The following is a 17,778-nucleotide window of genomic DNA, read 5'->3' on the forward strand; positions in this document are numbered from 1 at the left end:
TGTGCGTGCGCTTATTACTGATCGAGGATGACGTGGCCCTGGGCGAAGGCATCCATCAGGCCCTGAGCCGCGAAGGCTATACCGTAGACTGGTTGAAGGACGGGAGCAGCGCCTTGCACGCACTGCTCAGCGAAACCTTTGACCTGGCTGTGCTTGACCTGGGCCTGCCACGGATGGACGGCCTGCAGGTGTTGCGTCGCTTGCGTGACAGCGGTTCCAACCTGCCGGTGCTGATCCTCACCGCCCGGGACGCCACCGAAGATCGCATTGCCGGGCTCGATGCCGGGGCCGACGACTACTTGATCAAACCCTTCGATCTGGCGGAACTCAAGGCCCGGTTGCGGGCCTTGTTGCGCCGCAGCGCCGGTCGTGCCCAGGCGCTGATCGAGCATGCCGGCATCAGCCTCAATCCGGGGACCCAGCAGGTCAGCTATCAGGGCAACCCGGTGGCGTTGACGCCCAAGGAGTATCAGTTGCTCCATGAATTGCTGTCGCCGCCGGGCCGGGTCATGACGCGCGATCATCTGATGCAATTGCTTTACGGCTGGAACGAGGAGGCCGAGAGCAACACCCTGGAAGTGCATATTCACCACCTGCGCAAGAAATTTTCCACCGACCTGATCCGTACCATTCGTGGCGTCGGGTATCTGGTGGAGGAGCGCCGATGACTTCAATCCGGCGGCGCACCCTCACGCTGATCCTGGGGCTTTTGTTCGTTGGCCTGTTGATCATCACCGTATTCAATCTGCATGACAGCAACCACGAGATCGCTGAAGTCTACGATGCTCAATTGGCCCAGAACGCCCGGCTGTTGCAGGGTGTCATGCGCATGCCCATGGCCAGCAAGGAACATGCGCAGTTGTATCAGGCATTCAATTCGGCCTTGGCGTCGGCGGTTCCCAAAGTCGATGGACATCCCTATGAGAGCAAAATCGCCTTTCAGGTCTGGGATTCAAAAGGTGCGTTGCTGGTTCACACCTCCAGTGCACCGACATTCACCTCACCGCCGATTGCTCCTGGTTTCAGCGACGTGATAGACCAAAAGGACCGTATGTGGCGGGCGTTCGTACTGGATGATACACAGTACGGCCTGAAAATCTGGGTAGGGGAGCGTGATGATGTGCGGTCCGATCTGGTCGATCGTATTGTCCGTCACACGGTGGTGCCTAATCTGATCGGCAGCCTGATTCTTGCCGCCGTGATCTGGTTGGCCATCGGCTGGGGGCTCAAGCCTCTGGTCGACATGGCAGCCAAGTTGCGTGCGCGGCATCCGGGCTCACTGGAGCCTCTGCAATTGGTGCCGCTGCCCAGCGAACTGGAGCCCATGCAAGCGGCGCTCAATCGGGTGCTGGCGCAGATTCAGGAGTTGATGGGCCGAGAACGGCGTTTTATTGCCGACGCAGCCCATGAGATGCGAACCCCCCTGGCGGTGCTCAGGGTTCATGCGCAGAACCTGATGGAGGCGGGGAATGAGCAGAGCCGGCGTGAGTCCCTGCAACACCTGATCGTCGGAGTGGATCGCACCACGCGCCTGGTCAATCAGTTGCTCACCATGGCACGCCTTGAACCGCAAGCCGGCGTGCCTGCACCCGCTGTGATCGATCTGCCCGCCACGGTGCGTGAAAGTCTGGTTCAGATGACTCCCTGGTTGCTCAGCAAGGGGCTGGAGCTGGTCCTGGACGTCAGTGATGACATTGACCCGGTGAGGATTGATCCGGTGTCCATCGATATTGCCTTGAACAACCTGGTGACCAATGCGGCCAACTTTTCTCCCCCCAACGGCTTGATCACGGTGCGACTGGCCCGACAGGGAGATCATTACGAGCTGGCGGTCGAGGATCAGGGGCCAGGCATAGACGAGGCCGAACGGGACCGGCTTTTTGAACGCTTCTACAGCCGCGGCAACGACCAGGGTGCCGGGTTGGGCTTGACGATCGTGCGGACCATCGCCAATCGGCTTGGCGGGCAGGTTCGGTTGGAGAATCGCCCCGAGGGAGGTCTGCGCGCCACGTTGCAGATGGGCCGTCTTTAACCTTGCTCGTCGCGTGCCGGTAGTGTTTGGGCATCGGATGGACCGACGAGGAAAGCGGCAATTTCGTTGACCGTGCTGCGGGCCGTGCGTGTTACGCCGATCAGCGTAGCGGAGGCCGCACCGGTCCATTCGCCATAGCCCACCAGCCATAGCCTGGGCTCTTGAATCGAATGAGTCCCGTCAACGTCCACGCGTCCTTCAGCGTTGAGCACACCCAGTGGCTCCAGATGCTGCAGGGCGGGTCGGAAGCCGGTACACCAGATCACCACGTCCACCGCAGACTCGCTCCCGTCGGCCCAGATTACGCCGTTGCGGGTGAAGCGTTCGAAAGGTCGGACTGATTTGAGCGCGTTGCGCGACCGGGCCTCGACAACGGGCGGTACCATGACGATGTCACCCAGCCCACCCACGGGCTGTTCGATGACGCGACCTTCCTGTTGCGCTTTCCAGCGCTGCGTGGCGCGCTCGAACAACACCTGCCCATCCACTTCATCAGGCAGGAACAGGGGTTCAACAGGTGTTACCCATGTGGTTTCGGCAACCCTGGAAACCTCGGCCAGAATCTGCGCCCCTGAATTGCCGCCACCGATGACCAGGACTTTTTTTTCGGTGAACGGCTGCGCTTGGAGGTAGTTTGCCGAGTGCAGCTGTTGACCGGCGAATAATCCCGCGCCGGGGTAGTGGGGGATGAACGGGGTACTCCAGGTGCCGGTGGCGCTGACCACAACCTTGGCGTCCCAATGTCTATCGTGCGCCTTAACCCGCAACCCGGTTTCTGTACGCTCTACAGAAGTGACGCGCACGGGACGCACGATGGGCAATTGATAGCGCTGTTCGTACTGCTTGAGGTAGTCGATCACATGGTCGCGTGATGGGTAGCCATCCTGCGTGGGCGGCATCATCCAGCCTGGGATCGAGCTCCAGGTGGCGGGGGAGAATAGACGCAAAGAGTTCCAGCCATGGCGCCAGGCACCTCCTGGCCCTTGCTCGGCATCGAGAATGACGAACGAAAGTCGGGTGCGCCGCAGGAAATACGCCACTGCCAAGGCGGATTGGCCTCCACCGACAATCACCACGTCATATTGACTGGCAGTGGCAGGCGAATGAGTCATGACGGTGGTCTCCGATTGAGGTGGGAAAACAAGCCGGTGTAATTGCTGACAGTACCGTCATTTGCAGGCGCGGCAGCACCCGCCTCAGCAGCGTTTGCAGGTCCTGATGCCCAGTAATGTATAGACCGGGCAGAAACGGAAGATCCCCGTCGCCAGCGGCACCAGGCCGATCCAGCCCCACAAGCCGATCACGCCGCTCAGGCTGAGGGCAATGAGGACAAGTCCCGCGGCAATACGCAAGCTACGGTCGATGGTTCCGATATTGGCTTTCATGACGATCTCCCGATCAGTGAGTGCGCCGGTTCTCCAGCGCGGTGAACAACAACATGCCAGCCAGCATGGCCGCCATGAATACGATGATTTGCCAGTGCCCGGTGAGCAGGATCGCCACGGCGGGCCCCGGACAGATACCGGCTATCCCCCAACCGATGCCAAACAGCAGGCTGCCGCCGATCAGGCGAGGGTCCAGCTCACGCTTGACCGGCAATTGCATCGGGTTTCCCAGCACCGAACGGGTCTGGCGGCGGGCCCAGGTCAGTGGGCCGATCGCGACACCAATCGCTGCGAGCATGACCAGGGCCAGGGAGGGGTCCCAAGTGCCGGTCACATCCAGGAACGCCAAGACTTTGCTCGGATTGGCCATGCCCGCCAGGAGCAGACCGAAGCCGAACACCAGACCGGCCATGAATGCAGTCAGTTTGAGCATGTTCAACCCTCCAACATATGACGCAGGACAAAGACCGTGGCGAAACCGCTGAACATGAAACATGCCGTGGCGATCATCGAACGCGGTGAAAGGCGCGACAGGCCACATACGCCGTGGCCGCTGGTACAGCCCGACCCGTAGCGGGTGCCGATGCCCACCAGCAGGCCGGCGACGCTGAGGCCGAGCCAGCCGCTCTGAAACTCGATCTGCGGCAACGCGGTGAATAGGCCCCATAGCAGCGGCGCAACGAGCAGCCCCAACAGAAACAGCGCTTTCTCGCTAACCCCCTCGCTACCACGCTGCAGCAGGCTGCCGAGTAAACCGCTGATGCCGGCGATACGCCCATTGGCGACAACGAAAAGGCTGGCAGCCAAACCAATCAACGCACCGCCGGCAAGGGCTGACCAGGGCGTGAAGTTGAGCCAGTCAATGTTCATGAGATTTCTCCGATACAAACCACGTTGAGACTCCAGCAGGCGATTAACCCAGGGCTTTTACAACCAATGCCAGGGCCACCAGCGCAGCCAGAATGGCGAAGCCTTTTTGCAGATAGGGCTCCGGCAGTCGGGCGGCGAGCAAGCGGCCGCCGGTCATTCCCAACAATGCGCCAAGGGTAAAAGGTACGGCAATCGCCCATTGCAAATGACCCGCCGCCGAGCTCGCCACCACGCCGGAAATTGAAACCAGGGCAATGACCGTCAGCGACGTGGCGAGCACCGATTGGGTGGTCAGATTGGTGTAGCGCTGGAGTGCCGGGACCATGACAAAACCGCCGCCCACACCCAGCAGGCCGGACAGCGCGCCGGCGACCATGCCGGAGACCGTCAGCGCCCAGGCACAGGGTGCGGTCCAATGGAGCTTGCCGCGGTTTTCGTCCAGTACACAAGGCGGGGGTTTGCGCTTCGACGTGGCTTTGCAATCGGCGCGCGAGGGCAATGATTTTTGAAAGGCTCGGAAGGCCACGTACATCAATAGAAGGGCAAACAGGAGCGCCAAAGGACGGTTAGGCGTGCGCTGAGCCAGCCAGATCCCCAGTGGAGAGCAGATGATGCCCGCGCCTGCGGTCAGCAGCGCAGCCTTATAGCGTACGGTGCCGTTTCTAAGGCCCATCACCGCACCCAGGGACGCGGCCAAACCCACCGCCATCAAGCCAATGGGCCCGGCTTCGGCCATGCTCAGGCCCGCGCCGAAGACCAGCAGGGGAACCGCCAGTATTCCCCCGCCAGCGCCGGTCAGCGCCAGAATCACACCCACGGTCAGGCCGAGCAGCAAGATGATGATCATCCCTCTCTCCTTGCCTTGAGGTCTGGTTTCATAGATCCGCCAACTCCGGTTTAGCCAGCCACTCATGTCCCTTGAGCATGCCCTTCCAATACAACGGAGGGAGAATCCGCTCCTTGAGTAGCCAGGCCAGCCGCGATGGCCGGGTACCGTCAATCAGCCAGGACGGGAAGCTGGGGGCGACGGTGCCGCCATAGGTGAACTCCGCCAGGACGATCTTGCCCCGTTCGACTGTCAGCGGACAGGAGCCGTAACCGTCGTAATGAGCGTTGCCCTTGGCTTTCCCCATGGCTGCCAGCACGTTATGGGCGACCACGGGCGCCTGCTTGCGAGCGGCCGCGGCGGTCTTGGCATTACTGGAGTTGGTGGCGTCGCCCAGTGCGTGAATATTCGCCCAGGTTTTATGGCGCAGCGTGTCGGGGTCGACATCAATCCAGCCGGCGGCATCGGCGAGTGGGCTGACGCGGATAAAGTCTGGCGCAATCTGTGGGGGCACCACATGCAGCAAATCGAAGTCGCGCGTGACAAGCTGGCGTGTGCCATCGGGCTGGGCGCAACTGAAGGTGGCGGTTCGCGCGGGCCCGTCAACGCTCGTCAGCGTGCTGCCGAAGTTCAGGTCGATGCCATAGGCGCGGATGTACTCCATCAGGGCCGGCACGTAATCGGGCACGCCGAACAGCACAGCTGCGGCACTGCAGAAATCGATCTTGATGTTGCCGAGTACCCCTTCACGCCGCCAGTGGTCGGCAGAGAGATACATGGCTTTTTGCGGCGCCCCGGCACATTTGATCGGCATCGGCGGTTGCGTGAAGATGGCCCGGCCACCGCGCAGTTGCTGCACGCACTCCCAGGTATAGGGGGCGAGGTGATACAGGTAGTTGGATGTAACGCCGTTGCGACCCAATGTCTGCGGCAGACCTTCAATGGCATTCCAGTTGAGTTTCAGGCCAGGGCATACGATCAGTTGTTGATACTTGACGACTCTGCACCCATCGAGAATGAGCGCATCTTTCTCGGGTTCAAAAGCGGCCACGGCGGCTTTGATCCAGTGCACGCCGCGAGGAATGGTCGAGCCCATCGTATGGGCGGTCCGGGGGGCATCGAAGACACCGCAACCGACCAGCGTCCAGCCGGGCTGGTAATAATGCACATCTGCCGGGTCAATGATGGCGATGTCGAGCCCCGGTTCCCTGGCCAATAAGCTGGATGCCGCCGCAATGCCCGCTGCGCCGCCCCCGATAATGACCACCGCATGTTCGGCCTCGGCCACTTCGATCGGGGTCTGCCCCTTGTTTGCAATCCGGCGGATAACGCCTTTCATGTCAAACCCGGCATCTTTGGCTGTTTCGACGATCTGCGGCAGAGGAAGCAGGTTCGCTTGTGACAGCGCCCACATCGTTGTCGAACGCATGCCGGAGCGGCAATACGCCAACACCGGTTTTGGCAGCGATTCAAATAGCCGGCCGAAGGCAACGCCTTGCTCGTCGGTGACCTTGCCCGATTCCGCGGGAAGATAGTGAGCTTCAATGCCCATCGCTTCAGCCGCGCGCTTGATTTCGGCAAACAAGGGTTGATCGCTGCCTTCGCCATCCGGGCGATTACACACGATGGCGCGAAAGCCGGTGTTTTTCAGTTCCGTCAATTGATCGGGGAAAATCTGCTCTGATACCGCTAAGCCTGGCGCAAGGTGGCGGATGTCCATGGTGGTCTCCGTGATGGGATTTTCTTATAGGGGGAGGGGACGTCAGAGCACGTTGAGCGGGATCTTCAGATAGCGTGTGCCGTTCGATTCCGGCTCAGGAAAGTGTCCGGCGCGCATGTTCACCTGAACCGATGGCAGGATCAGCGTGGGCATTTCCAACGTGCTGTCACGCTTGGTGCGCATGGCCACGAACTCTTCTTCACTGATGCCATTGCGCACATGGATATTGTCGGCGCGCTGCTCGGCAACGGTACTGGCGAACAGTACCTCGCGGTCGTCGGGCTGGTAGTCGTGGCACATGTACAGCACCGTATCGGCCGGCAGGCTCAGTACCTTGTTGATGGACCGGAACAAGGTGCGGGCATCGCCACCAGGAAAATCACAGCGCGCCGTACCGTAGTCGGGCATGAACAGGGTGTCGCCGACGAATGCCACCGTTTGCCTGGCGTCGCTGACGACGTACGTCATGCAGGCGGGTGTATGGCCCGGCGTATGCAGTGCGCGGCATTGCAGCGAACCAATGGAGAACGTGTATTCATTGACGAACAGATGATCGAACTGACTTCCATCCTGGGCCATGTCATCACCGGTATTGAACAGCGTGCCAAAGGCTTGCTGCACGGTGGTGATGCGACTGCCGATGCCGATCTTGCCTCCCAGCTTTTCTTTGAGGTAAGGCGCTGCCGTGAGGTGGTCGGCGTGGACATGGGTTTCAAGAATCCATTGAACCTTGGCGTCCAGCTCGGCCACCCTGGCGATCAACGTGTCGGCAGACGTCGTCGTGGTATGGCCGGACTTGGGATCGTAATCCAGTACGCTGTCCACGAGTGCGCAGTGGCGGGTCGCCTGATCAAGCACGATATAACTGACAGTATGAGTATCGGGATCGAAAAATCCTTCGACGTGCAGTGTAGCGGTCATGATCGGTCTCCTGGTCTTGTTGCCGACTGGTTTAACCTGACATAGCAATAAGTCTGCCATGGACCGAGTGAGCGAAAAATCAAAACTATCTATCTGAATTTGTTGTGTTTATTTTTGTAGGTTGGATGCGGCATTTTCACGCACACGAATAAACAACTGCCATTGGCAGTGTTTGTTGGCATAGTGGCAGTGTCGCTTGCGTCCGGATGAATCCACAGGAACCCCGATGAGCACTATCCTGCCAACCCCGAACAATTCGATCCCCCCGCCGGACCAGGTGCAGTCTCTGGTTTCGTTTCTCGAGCACGAGCCGCAGCCGATGATCGTGCTGGACCCGGACTACAACATTCTGGCGGCGAACACCGCCTATCGGCGCCAGTTCGGCAGTGCCGATCAACCGTTTATTGGTCATAAGTGCTATCGGATTTCCCACCATTACGATGTGCCTTGCGATCAGGCGGGGGAGAACTGCCCGATGAAGAAGGCCAGGGAAATGCGCGGCCCGGACCGGGTCCTGCACATTCACCACACCCCCCGCGGGCCTGAACATGTCGACGTGGAACTGCGGCCGATCCTCAATGACCATGGCGACATAACCGCGTATGTGGAGCGCCTTACCCTGGTACGCAGCGCCTCAGCACGGCCCAGCAACGAGGGCCTGGTGGGCAGCTCTCCGGCGTTCAACCGTGCACTGTCGGAACTGCAGCGGGTCGCGCCGTCCATGTTGCCGGTGCTGCTGTTGGGAGAGTCCGGTACGGGCAAGGAACTGTTTGCCCGTGCGGTCCATGAAACCAGCGAGCGGGCCAACGGGCCCTTTGTGGTAGTGGACTGTTCCGGGTTGACTGAAACGCTGTTTGAGAGCGAACTGTTCGGCCACGAGAAAGGCGCGTTCACCGGGGCCACCCTGCGCAAGCAGGGCCTGGTCGAAACAGCCCAGGGCGGTACGCTGTTTCTTGATGAAATCGGCGACGTTCCCCTGGCCATGCAGGTGAAACTGCTCAGGCTGATTGAATCGGGAACCTATCGCCGTGTTGGCGGCGTGGAAACCTTGCATGCAGATTTCCGATTGGTTGCCGCCACCCATAAGCCCTTGGAACAGATGATGGCCCAGGGTGAGTTCAGGCAAGACCTGTACTACCGCATCAGCGTATTTCCCATTCATTTACCGCCTCTGCGCAATCGCATGGAGGACATCGCGCTGCTGGTCAATTCGTTATTGCAACGTTCCGGTACGGGCAAGCGCCGGCTGACCATCGACGCCGATGCCTTGATGCAACTGCAGCGATACTCCTGGCCGGGCAATATCCGCGAGCTTCGTAATGTGCTGGAAAGAGCCAGCCTGTTTGCCGATGACGGGGTCATTCATTCCGTGCATTTACCCCAGGTCCCCGATGCGACAGCCCAACGACTGGCTAACCCGGCTGTTGCTGATGGCCACTCGTTGGCCCAGATCCTGTCTGCGTTCAAAGGGACCCGCAGTGAGCTGGCCCGGCACTTGGGTATCAGCGAACGGACTTTGTACCGGCGCTTGAAAGAGCAGGGTTTGGCCTGATCAGCCGCTATGACACCTGACTGCCAATCACTGCCGTCATGGCAGATTGGCAGGCTCTGAGGTTGGCGCAAAATCCCCCTTCTACCAGGTTACGTTCCTAATCTGCTGTTATTTAACGATAAAAACCTGACCCTGAGCCTTGGCATGGCGCGTGCTAACTGCACCGACATGACTATTTCCGACAAACGACTGCGCCGTCATCTGCTCACAGCAGTGCTTATCAAGCTGCTCGTGCTGGCAGTGCTGTGGTGGCTATTCATCCAGGATTTCCACGTCAGCGTCGATTCCAACGCGGTCGGCAACCGTTTCGGTGTACCCACCTCGGCTCAAGGGGCAAGCAAGTGATCTCAGAACAACTGGTGGATTTGTCGCGGCTGCAGTTCGCAGCCACGGCGCTTTATCACTTCCTTTTCGTACCGCTCACCGTTGGCATGGTGTGGCTGCTGGTCATCATGGAAAGCGTCTATGTGATGACCGGTAACGTCATCTGGAAAGACATGACGCGCTTCTGGGGCAAGCTATTTGGCATCAACTTCGCGCTGGGGGTGACCACCGGGATCACCCTGGAATTTCAGTTCGGCACCAACTGGGCCTACTACTCGCACTATGTCGGTGACATCTTCGGTGCACCGCTGGCAATAGAAGGCTTGATGGCGTTCTTCCTCGAATCGACCATGATCGGGCTGTTCTTTTTTGGTTGGGACCGTCTCAAGAGACAGCATCACTTGCTGGTCACGTTGTTGATGGCAATCGGCACAAACCTGTCGGCGCTGTGGATCCTGATCGCCAATGGCTGGATGCAGAACCCGGTGGGCTCAGAGTTCAGCTACATCACCATGCGCATGGAAATGGTCGATTTCTGGACGGTGGTGTTCAATCCGGTGGCCCAGGCCAAGTTTGTCCATACGGTTTCGGCCGGGTATGTCACCGGTTCGATGTTTGTGCTGTCGATCTCCAGTTGGTATTTACTCAAAAATCGTGATGTCGAGTTTGCCAAACGTAGCTTTCGGGTCGCCGCAGCGTTCGGCCTGGCCTCTGTGCTGAGCGTCATCGTACTGGGCGATGAGTCCGGTTACACGGTGGGGGAGGCGCAGCAGACCAAGCTGGCGGCCATGGAGGCCATGTGGGAAACAAAGCCCGCGCCGGCTGGCCTGACGCTGATCGCGAGCATCGATGAAGCTCAATCCCGAAATAATTGGGAGGTCGAGGTGCCATGGTTGATGGGCCTGATCGGGACCCGCTCGGTCAGCCAGCAGATTCCCGGCATTCATGAGATCAAGGAAAAGAACCGCGCCCGAATCATCCGCGGTATTAGCGCAGTCAATGCGCTGGAAGCACTGAGAGCCAATCGCAGCGATCCGGCGGCGTTCAAGACGTTCGAAGAATACAAAGCTGATCTGGGCTTCGGGTTGCTGCTCAAGCGCTATGTCGAGGACGTCAACCAAGCCACACCGGCCATGATCGAAACTGCGGTGAACGATACGGTTCCACGCGTGACGCCTATGTTTTGGGCGTTCCGGATCATGGTCGGCCTGGGTTTTGCGATGCTGATGCTCTTTGCACTGGCATTCTGGAGCACGCTGAAGTCGAACCGCACCCGCCATCGAGGGTTGTTGCGTTGGGCACTCTACATGCTGCCGGCGCCCTGGATCGCCTGTGAACTGGGCTGGTTTGTCGCCGAATACGGCCGTCAGCCCTGGACGATCTACGGCGTATTACCGACCCACATGAGCGTGTCCACGCTCAGCGTCAACAACCTGTATGGCTCGCTGGCCGGGTTCATCGTTTTCTACACCGTGTTGCTGGTGGTGGAAATGTTCCTGATGGTCAAGTTCGCCCGCCAAGGGCCTGGCAGCCTCGGTACAGGCCGTTATGTTCACGACGCTCATCTGAAGGAGCTTCACCATGCTTGATTACTTCACCCTGAAAATAATCTGGTGGGCGTTGGTCGGCGTCCTGCTGATCGGTTTTGCGATCATGGATGGTCATGACATGGGCGTCGGCACGCTGCTGCCATTCGTTGGCCGCAATGACCTGGAGCGGCGCGTTGTCATCAATACTGTCGGGCCGCATTGGGATGGTAATCAGGTCTGGTTCATCACCGCTGGCGGCGCCTTGTTCGCGGCCTGGCCTGTGGTCTACGCCACTGCCTTCAGTGGTTTCTACTGGGCGATGATTCTGGTGCTCTGGGCGTTGTTCTTCCGCCCGGTGGGGTTTGACTACCGTAGCAAGATCCACAACGCCACCTGGCGCAGCACCTGGGATTGGGGGCTCTTTATCGGAGGGGCGGTGCCTCCGCTGGTGTTCGGGATTGCGTTTGGCAACTTGCTGCTGGGCGTGCCGTTTCACTTCAATGACTATCTGGTGTCTACCTACACTGGCAGTTTCTGGCAACTGCTCAATCCTTTCGCGCTGCTGTCCGGTGTTGTGAGCAGTGCAATGATCACCCTGCAGGGCGGCACTTATCTGGCCCATCGCACTGAGGGGATTATCCAGTCCCGGGCAGTAAAAGGTGCGGTGGCGGCGGCGATCGTGCTGGTGTGCTCATTCATCGTGGCCGGCATTTGGCTGCAATGGATTGACGGCTACCGCATCACCTCGCTCGTTGATACCGCGGCGCTGCCGGACATCCTCAGCAAGACTGTGGTACGTGAACCTGGCGCCTGGATGGCCAACTACGAACGCTATCCATTGCTTTGGCTGCTGCCCGTCCTTGGATTGGGCGGGGCTGTAGCTGCCGCGTTCTTGTTGATGGTGCGCCGTACGCTGTCGGCGTTTGTCGCCTCATCGCTTGCGGTGATTGGCGTGATCAGCACGGCAGGCGTCTCAATGTTTCCGTTCATCATGCCTTCATCAACCATGCCCGCGGCAAGCCTGACGGTGTGGGACAGCGTCTCCAGCCACCTGAGCCTGGCGATCATGTTCTGGGCCACGTTGATCTTCATGCCCCTGATCGTGATTTATACCTCTTGGGCGTATCGCGTCATGAGCGGAAAAGTCACCGTTGCCCAGATCAAAGCCAACGAGCATTCGGCCTACTAGTGCCGGCAAAGGAGCAAAGAATATGTGGTATTTCGCCTGGATGTTGGGAGTCGGCTTTGCGCTGTTGCTGGCGATATTGAATGCAATGTGGGGGGAGAACGAAGCGAACCGGGCCTTGAGTGACAATGACGAGCAGCAGCGATGATTCAGCAACGCTCAGATGCCCAGCCGTCTTCACGCATTCATCTGGCGAGTCTGATGATTGCCATCACCATCATGCTTGCCTGCACACTGTACCCGCCGATGATGGCAACCCCGGAGGGTAAAGCTGATCACGCACTGGCGGGTGCTTTGTTTGCGGCGATGAGTGTGGCTTTCGTCAGGGGCGTGGGTTTTATCCCGCGCCGGTGGCTCTGGCGCTGGCTGTTTTCAGGTTGGACCTGCACTGCGGCATTGGTGCTGGCCGGATGGCTGATGTTCGTGCGGTAAAGGCGGGCTTACGTTCAATAACGCTGCACGAGAACGGCGCCAGTAGTATTGGCTGCGCCGTTCATTCAGTTCCCTGGCCAAGTATCACGCCGTTCACTTCTTTGCCATAAAGATTGATCCCGTCATTGGCATGGAATTTCAACCGGGTCTGCTCGATAGAACCGGCAATCATCCTGGGGTCTTTCGGCCGTTCGTGGCTGTTCATGTAGGCAGCAACGTGCCAGGCCTCATCGGCGGACAGGGTGGCGCCTTTACCTAATGGCATATTCGACTTTATGAACCCGGCTGCGGTATTGATGCGATGCATCCCCGCGCCCCAATTGAATGAGTCTTTGCCCCATAACGGTGGGAATACGTAATCGCCCCCGGCCTTTTGGCCTTCGCCCTCGTTGCCATGACACACCGCGCATTGCTGGGCGTAGATGACCTTGCCCTTGGCCAGATCGAAGCCTCCCGCCGGTTGCGGCACCTCAGGATAAGCTCGCCCGGGCAGTTCCTGGCCTAGCGGTGCTCCTGTTGCCAACCAGTAGGAAAAGGCAGTCAGGGCGGCGATGACCTGCCCGTCGGCCGGAGGCGGTTTTCCGTTCATGCTGAACTCAAAGCAGCCTTGTAGGCGCTCGGCGTAGGTATTGACCTTGTCGTTCTTTTTTCGATAAGCCGGGTACATCGTGTAAGCCGCCCAAAGGGGCGCCGAGTCGGCTTTTCTGCCTTGGTCCAAATGACAATTGGTGCAGTTCATCCCGTTTCCCACGAACTCGGGGGCGTTGGTTTTAGTATCGACAAAGATCGCATGCCCTTGCCGGACCAAACGGCCAAAGGCGTTATCAGGCAGCGTGTCCTCTGCTGGCGGAGTAAATGTCGCCGTCCGCTGTTGTGGGGCGTCTGGGCCGGGCGAAGGGGGCGATGCATCTGCCACATCAGCAGCGCCAGCCATCGATACCATATTCAAACTGATGAGTGCCGCGATGAATGATTTCATGGCCAGACCTCTATTGACTGAGCTCAGCGAAATACCGGGAAACAGCCTCGACCTCGGCTTCAGTGAGGGACCTCGCGATGTGGCCCATGAGATCGTCCGGATCATTTTTCCGGGTCTTCTGCCGCCAGGCATTCAGTTGCGAGACCAGGTACTGAGCCGATTGGCCCGCCAGCGGTGGAAAAGAGGCACCGACCCCGATTCCGCCAGGGCCATGACAGGAGACGCACTCGGGTATGTTTCGATCCCATGCGCCTCTCAATGCCAGGGTCTGCCCCAGGCCCTTGGCCGCCTGCGCACGATTGATGGGTTTGACAGGTGGGCCTGGCATGTTGGCGAGCATGCTGGCGAGGGCTTGTACCTCGTCCTCGCTCAATGCCTGGGCGATAGGAAGCATGATTGGGTTGGCCCTGGAGCCTGAGCGAAAATCCGCGATTTGTTTTGAGAAGTACTCAGCAGGTAACCCTGCAAGCCTTGGGAAGCCAGCCGCGGGCATCCCTGTACCGTCCGCACCATGACAGGTTGAACAGGCAATGGCGGCGGGGTTGGTCCCGCCCTGGGTGAAGGTCTTTTGCGCGTCCGCTGCATAAGCGGATGTTGCCAGCGCACCGGATAAAGCAAGGACTGATCCCCATCGCGACATACCCATCGTTCTGCCTCGCAGACGTTATGGGGGACAGGCCCCCTGGTGCGCCATCAACTGCAACTCACCCTCGGTTATTTGACCAAGGTAATCGGGATACTGGACAGCTGGATCACTTTGGCCGCGACAGAGCCCAGGAAAATGCCTTCGAGAAAACCACTGCCGTGCGAACCCAGGATGATGCTGTCGCACCCCAAGGATTTGGCGCACGCCACGATTCTGCTGGCCGCGTCGCCGTGCAGTGTATGGAAAGTAAAGGCGATGCCTTGCTGTTTCAGAAGAGTGATTGCCTTATTCGCATCTTCGGCACTTTTGCCGTCGTAGTAGCGGTCAAGTTCATCCTTGCTCATGGTTTGCGCGATGCGAGTGGGTAAAAATGACTGCACATTGACCAGGTGCACCTCCACGCTGCCTCCCAGCAATCCGCCGTCCTGGATCAGTCCAATGAGGTAATGCACCACACGTTCGGAGTGCTCTGAACCATCGACAGCGACCAATACTTTGTGCATTTTCCGAGTCCTCTTTCAGTAACATCCAGCGGCTGGTCGAACACCATGCCAGCCGCAGCGTCAGGGTGACTTCGGGGTCTGTCCCACTATGAGCGTAGCGCCCTTGGGGTCGGTTAACCGTAGCCGAATCTGTTTTTCAGTTTCGATGATCGCAAAGAGCGCGATGCCCACTGCGATAATCAATAGCCCATCCATAAAGGGGATCGCTTGAGTGGCAAACACCCTTTGCAGGGGCGGCGCGTAGGTGATGGCGAACTGAGCGAAGGTTACCACTGCAACGGTCAGCCACACGACCTTTGTACCTCTGACAGCCTCCCAAGTCAGTGACGTGCCATAAAGATTGCGAATGAAGAACAGGTGGAATATTTCCATCACCACCAGCGTGTTAACGGCGATGGTGCGGGCCAACTCCACCGGGTAGCCTCGGTCGAGTGCGTAGGTAAAAATGCCGTAGACACCGCAAAGAAACAGGATCGAAACCAGCACCATGTGCCAGATCAACGCGCCGCTTATCAACGGCTCGTGCCTTGAGCGCGGCGGCCTGCGCATGGTGTTTTCTTCGGTCGGCTCGAACGCCAGGGCGATACCCAGCGTGATCGCGGTAATCAGGTTGATCCACAAGATTTGAATCGGTGTCACCGGCAGGGTGAGGCCAAACAGCAGCGCGACAATGATGGTCATGGTTTCGCCCGCGTTGGTGGGCAACGTCCAGCTCAGCACTTTCTTGATGTTGTCGTAGACCGTCCGCCCTTCACGTACGGCGGCCACGATGGAGGCGAAGTTGTCATCGGCCAGTACCAGGTCCGCCGCCTCTTTTGCCGCCTCACTGCCTTTGTCACCCATGGCGATGCCGGCGTCGGCGCGTTTGAGCGCGGGTGCGTCGTTGACCCCGTCGCCGGTCATGGCCACGGTCATGCCGTTCGATTGCAGCAACATCACCAGCCGCAGCTTATGTTCAGGGCTGGTGCGGGCGAAGATATTCACGTCCTTGAGCGCTTCTTTGAGCGTGCCGTCGTTCATCGCGTCCAGGTCGACGCCCGTCAGCACCTTGTCGGGATTTTGCAGGCCGATTTGCGCGCCGATGGCGGCGGCGGTACCGGAGTGATCGCCGGTGATCATCTTGACTGCGATACCGGCAGCCTGGCATTGCTGGACCGCCTGGATCGTCTCGGGGCGAGGCGGGTCAATCATGCCTGTCATGCCAAGCAGGGTCAGCGAACCCTGCACGTCGCCAAACTCCAGAACGGTGTGCTCGGACGGCACGGGGCGGCTGGCAAACGCCAGCACGCGCTGACCTTTGCCGGCAATGGTGTTTGCCTGTTGGTGCCAGTAGTCAGCATTGAGCGGCTCCGTGGCGCCGGTACTGCCACGCTGCTGCGCGCACATGGCCAGGATCTGTTCCGGCGCGCCTTTTACATAGATTGACGCCTGTCGCTCATGGTTGTGGTGCAACGTCGCCATGAAGCGGTGTTTGGCGTCAAACGGAATCGCGTCGGTGCGGGGCCAGGTGCGTCGCTCTTCTTCGCCATCGATTCCAGCTTTCACGGAAAACGCCAGCAGTGCGCCCTCCATGGGATCGCCCTCGACCTTCCATGTGGCATCGTGCAGTCTCAACACCGCGTCATTGCAAAGCGCGGCGGCGCGTCCCAGTTCGGCTAACGTGGGGTGATTGGAGGTGTCGATCAACTGGTCAGCCAGGTTCATGTTTCCCGACGGCTGATAACCGGCACCGTCGACCGTGAACGTCAGATCACGGGTGACCACTGATGCGACCATCATTTCGTTGCGGGTGAGGGTGCCGGTCTTGTCCGTGCAGATGACCGAAACCGATCCCAGGGTTTCGATGGCGGGCAAGCGGCGTACGATGGCGTTGCGACGGGCCATCGCGCGAACCCCGACCGCCAGGGTAATGGTGAGAACGGCGGGCAGTCCTTCGGGGATGGCAGCGACCGACATGCCCACCACCACCATGAAGATTTCGTTGAATGCGTAATGGCCGACAAAATGACCGTAAACCAGTAGCAGCCCGGCGACGAGCAGAATCAGGATCGTCAGCCAGCGCGCGAAGACGTTCATTTGCTGGACCAATGGCGTGGTCAGTGTCTCGACTTCCGACAACAGATTGCTGATGCGCCCGATCTCGGCGGCGGTCGCGGTTGCAACGACAACCCCGGTGGCCTGCCCACAGGTCACCAGGGTTCCACTGAAGGCCATGCAGGCACGATCACCCAGGGGCGCTCCAAGGCGCACAGGTTCAGTGTGCTTTTCCACGGCGGCGGATTCACCGGTCAGGATGGCTTCCTGGATCTGCAGCCTGTTGGCGTGCAGCAAGCGAAGGTCTGCCGGGACTTTATCGCCGGCCTCCAACAAGACGATATCGCCGGGTACCAGCGCTTCACCCGCGATGCTCAAACGTTCACCAGCACGAATCACGGCGGCGCGGGGCGCCAGCATCTGCCGGATCGCGTCCATGGCTTTTTCCGCTTTGCCCTCCTGGACATAGCCAATGATGGCGTTGGCCACCACCACCGCCAGAATGACCACCGTATCCCAGAGGTGTTGCAGCAGCGCAGTGATCACCGCGGAGCCCAGCAGCACATAAATCAGGATATTGTGAAACTGCAACAGAAAACGCAGCCACGCCGGTCGCCGCGCCGATTCCGGCAGGCGATTGAAGCCTGTGCGCGCAAGCCGGGCTTGAACTTCTGCATCGTTCAGCCCGGTGTGCTCATTGACCTCCAGCCGTTCGAGCACCTGCTGCGCAGGCAACGTGTACCAAGCCTCGACATCTGTGGGAATCGGATCCCGCTCGGTCGGTGCGTTGCTCGCTCGGTTCATCAGGCCGCTATCCCTGCGCTCATTATGCTGTTGGT

The 17,778-nt window shown here is 59.5% G+C and carries 19 protein-coding genes; 8 read left to right on the forward strand and 11 right to left on the reverse strand.

What is annotated here, in order from left to right; translation table 11 throughout:
- Window positions 1–5: 5 nt before the first annotated feature.
- Window positions 6–668, forward strand: a complete 663-nt coding sequence (locus BW979_RS15510) for a response regulator (RefSeq protein ID WP_047225655.1) — start codon at window positions 6–8, stop codon at window positions 666–668.
- Window positions 665–2,032: a sensor histidine kinase gene (locus BW979_RS15515; protein ID WP_047225656.1), complete on the forward strand. Its 1,368-nt coding sequence runs from the start codon at window positions 665–667 to the stop codon at window positions 2,030–2,032. The genes BW979_RS15510 and BW979_RS15515 overlap by 4 nt, the downstream gene beginning before the upstream one ends.
- Here the strand turns inward: BW979_RS15515 and BW979_RS15520 are convergent.
- The 7 genes from BW979_RS15520 to BW979_RS15550 form a co-directional block, all read right to left on the reverse strand.
- Window positions 2,029–3,144, reverse strand: coding sequence for an ArsO family NAD(P)H-dependent flavin-containing monooxygenase (locus BW979_RS15520; protein ID WP_076384312.1), 1,116 nt, complete (start codon window positions 3,142–3,144; stop codon window positions 2,029–2,031). The two genes, BW979_RS15515 and BW979_RS15520, sit on opposite strands and share 4 nt — an antisense overlap.
- An 84-nt stretch (window positions 3,145–3,228) precedes the next feature.
- Complete coding sequence (locus BW979_RS15525; RefSeq protein ID WP_047225658.1) at window positions 3,229–3,417, reverse strand: YgaP family membrane protein; 189 nt, start codon at window positions 3,415–3,417, stop codon at window positions 3,229–3,231.
- A gap of 13 nt (window positions 3,418–3,430) precedes the next feature.
- Window positions 3,431–3,850: a DUF6691 family protein gene (locus BW979_RS15530; protein WP_047225659.1), complete on the reverse strand. Its 420-nt coding sequence runs from the start codon at window positions 3,848–3,850 to the stop codon at window positions 3,431–3,433.
- 2 nt (window positions 3,851–3,852) lie between these two features.
- A complete protein-coding gene (locus BW979_RS15535; RefSeq protein WP_047225660.1) occupies window positions 3,853–4,287 on the reverse strand; it encodes a YeeE/YedE family protein in 435 nt (144 codons plus the stop codon).
- A gap of 43 nt (window positions 4,288–4,330) precedes the next feature.
- Window positions 4,331–5,134 (reverse strand): sulfite exporter TauE/SafE family protein, encoded by an 804-nt coding sequence (locus BW979_RS15540; protein ID WP_076384314.1) that lies wholly within the window; start codon window positions 5,132–5,134, stop codon window positions 4,331–4,333.
- Window positions 5,135–5,162: 28 nt separating this feature from the next.
- On the reverse strand, window positions 5,163–6,833 hold the full coding sequence (locus BW979_RS15545) for a bifunctional protein tyrosine phosphatase family protein/NAD(P)/FAD-dependent oxidoreductase (RefSeq protein WP_076384316.1): 1,671 nt from the start codon (window positions 6,831–6,833) through the stop codon (window positions 5,163–5,165).
- A gap of 42 nt (window positions 6,834–6,875) precedes the next feature.
- Window positions 6,876–7,754 (reverse strand): MBL fold metallo-hydrolase, encoded by an 879-nt coding sequence (locus tag BW979_RS15550; RefSeq protein ID WP_076384318.1) that lies wholly within the window; start codon window positions 7,752–7,754, stop codon window positions 6,876–6,878.
- A 226-nt stretch (window positions 7,755–7,980) separates the two neighbouring features.
- Between BW979_RS15550 and BW979_RS15555 the strand changes: the two genes are divergently transcribed.
- The 6 genes from BW979_RS15555 to BW979_RS15580 all read left to right on the forward strand — a co-directional run bounded on the left by BW979_RS15555 (window position 7,981) and on the right by BW979_RS15580 (window position 12,777).
- Entirely contained in the window at window positions 7,981–9,306 is a 1,326-nt protein-coding gene (locus BW979_RS15555; RefSeq protein WP_047225664.1) for a sigma-54 interaction domain-containing protein, read from the forward strand.
- Between the two features lie 144 nt (window positions 9,307–9,450).
- Entirely contained in the window at window positions 9,451–9,651 is a 201-nt protein-coding gene (gene cydP / locus BW979_RS15560; RefSeq protein ID WP_052915280.1) for a cytochrome oxidase putative small subunit CydP, read from the forward strand.
- On the forward strand, window positions 9,648–11,219 hold the full coding sequence (locus BW979_RS15565) for a cytochrome ubiquinol oxidase subunit I (RefSeq protein WP_047225665.1): 1,572 nt from the start codon (window positions 9,648–9,650) through the stop codon (window positions 11,217–11,219). The genes cydP and BW979_RS15565 overlap by 4 nt, the downstream gene beginning before the upstream one ends.
- Complete coding sequence (gene cydB / locus BW979_RS15570) at window positions 11,212–12,348, forward strand: cytochrome d ubiquinol oxidase subunit II (RefSeq protein WP_076384320.1); 1,137 nt, start codon at window positions 11,212–11,214, stop codon at window positions 12,346–12,348. The genes BW979_RS15565 and cydB overlap by 8 nt, the downstream gene beginning before the upstream one ends.
- A 22-nt stretch (window positions 12,349–12,370) precedes the next feature.
- Window positions 12,371–12,493: a cytochrome bd-I oxidase subunit CydX gene (cydX, locus tag BW979_RS15575; RefSeq protein WP_047225667.1), complete on the forward strand. Its 123-nt coding sequence runs from the start codon at window positions 12,371–12,373 to the stop codon at window positions 12,491–12,493.
- Entirely contained in the window at window positions 12,490–12,777 is a 288-nt protein-coding gene (locus BW979_RS15580; protein WP_076384322.1) for a cyd operon YbgE family protein, read from the forward strand. Before cydX ends, BW979_RS15580 begins: the two co-directional genes overlap by 4 nt.
- A 61-nt stretch (window positions 12,778–12,838) precedes the next feature.
- On the opposite strand, the gene BW979_RS15585 is transcribed toward BW979_RS15580, so the two are convergent.
- The 4 genes from BW979_RS15585 to BW979_RS15600 form a co-directional block, all read right to left on the reverse strand.
- Entirely contained in the window at window positions 12,839–13,756 is a 918-nt protein-coding gene (locus BW979_RS15585; protein ID WP_076384324.1) for a c-type cytochrome, read from the reverse strand.
- 10 nt (window positions 13,757–13,766) lie between these two features.
- Window positions 13,767–14,402, reverse strand: a complete 636-nt coding sequence (locus tag BW979_RS15590) for a c-type cytochrome (RefSeq protein ID WP_047225670.1) — start codon at window positions 14,400–14,402, stop codon at window positions 13,767–13,769.
- 68 nt (window positions 14,403–14,470) lie between these two features.
- Window positions 14,471–14,905, reverse strand: coding sequence for a universal stress protein (locus tag BW979_RS15595; RefSeq protein WP_076384326.1), 435 nt, complete (start codon window positions 14,903–14,905; stop codon window positions 14,471–14,473).
- 60 nt (window positions 14,906–14,965) lie between these two features.
- The gene (locus tag BW979_RS15600; protein WP_076384328.1) at window positions 14,966–17,743 is read right to left on the reverse strand and encodes a cation-transporting P-type ATPase; all 2,778 of its coding nucleotides are present in this window, start codon (window positions 17,741–17,743) and stop codon (window positions 14,966–14,968) included.
- Window positions 17,744–17,778 lie beyond the last annotated feature (35 nt).

The sequence above is a fragment of the Pseudomonas sp. A214 genome (assembly GCF_900156295.1).
Taxonomy (GTDB): Bacteria; Pseudomonadota; Gammaproteobacteria; order Pseudomonadales; family Pseudomonadaceae; genus Aquipseudomonas; species Aquipseudomonas rhizophila.

Bases quoted from the DNA above. Each gene is read 5' to 3' on its own strand.
- BW979_RS15515 (WP_047225656.1), top strand. From the start codon at position 665: ATGACTTCAATCCGGCGGCGCACCCTCACGCTGATCCTGGGGCTTTTG.
- BW979_RS15520 (WP_076384312.1), bottom strand. From the start codon at position 3,144: ATGACTCATTCGCCTGCCACTGCCAGTCAATATGACGTGGTGATTGTC.
- BW979_RS15525 (WP_047225658.1), bottom strand. From the start codon at position 3,417: ATGAAAGCCAATATCGGAACCATCGACCGTAGCTTGCGTATTGCCGCG.
- BW979_RS15530 (WP_047225659.1), bottom strand. From the start codon at position 3,850: ATGCTCAAACTGACTGCATTCATGGCCGGTCTGGTGTTCGGCTTCGGT.
- BW979_RS15535 (WP_047225660.1), bottom strand. From the start codon at position 4,287: ATGAACATTGACTGGCTCAACTTCACGCCCTGGTCAGCCCTTGCCGGC.
- BW979_RS15540 (WP_076384314.1), bottom strand. From the start codon at position 5,134: ATGATCATCATCTTGCTGCTCGGCCTGACCGTGGGTGTGATTCTGGCG.
- BW979_RS15545 (WP_076384316.1), bottom strand. From the start codon at position 6,833: ATGGACATCCGCCACCTTGCGCCAGGCTTAGCGGTATCAGAGCAGATT.
- BW979_RS15550 (WP_076384318.1), bottom strand. From the start codon at position 7,754: ATGACCGCTACACTGCACGTCGAAGGATTTTTCGATCCCGATACTCAT.
- BW979_RS15555 (WP_047225664.1), top strand. From the start codon at position 7,981: ATGAGCACTATCCTGCCAACCCCGAACAATTCGATCCCCCCGCCGGAC.
- cydP (WP_052915280.1), top strand. From the start codon at position 9,451: ATGGCGCGTGCTAACTGCACCGACATGACTATTTCCGACAAACGACTG.
- cydB (WP_076384320.1), top strand. From the start codon at position 11,212: ATGCTTGATTACTTCACCCTGAAAATAATCTGGTGGGCGTTGGTCGGC.
- cydX (WP_047225667.1), top strand. From the start codon at position 12,371: ATGTGGTATTTCGCCTGGATGTTGGGAGTCGGCTTTGCGCTGTTGCTG.
- BW979_RS15580 (WP_076384322.1), top strand. From the start codon at position 12,490: ATGATTCAGCAACGCTCAGATGCCCAGCCGTCTTCACGCATTCATCTG.
- BW979_RS15585 (WP_076384324.1), bottom strand. From the start codon at position 13,756: ATGAAATCATTCATCGCGGCACTCATCAGTTTGAATATGGTATCGATG.
- BW979_RS15590 (WP_047225670.1), bottom strand. From the start codon at position 14,402: ATGGGTATGTCGCGATGGGGATCAGTCCTTGCTTTATCCGGTGCGCTG.
- BW979_RS15595 (WP_076384326.1), bottom strand. From the start codon at position 14,905: ATGCACAAAGTATTGGTCGCTGTCGATGGTTCAGAGCACTCCGAACGT.
- BW979_RS15600 (WP_076384328.1), bottom strand. From the start codon at position 17,743: ATGAACCGAGCGAGCAACGCACCGACCGAGCGGGATCCGATTCCCACA.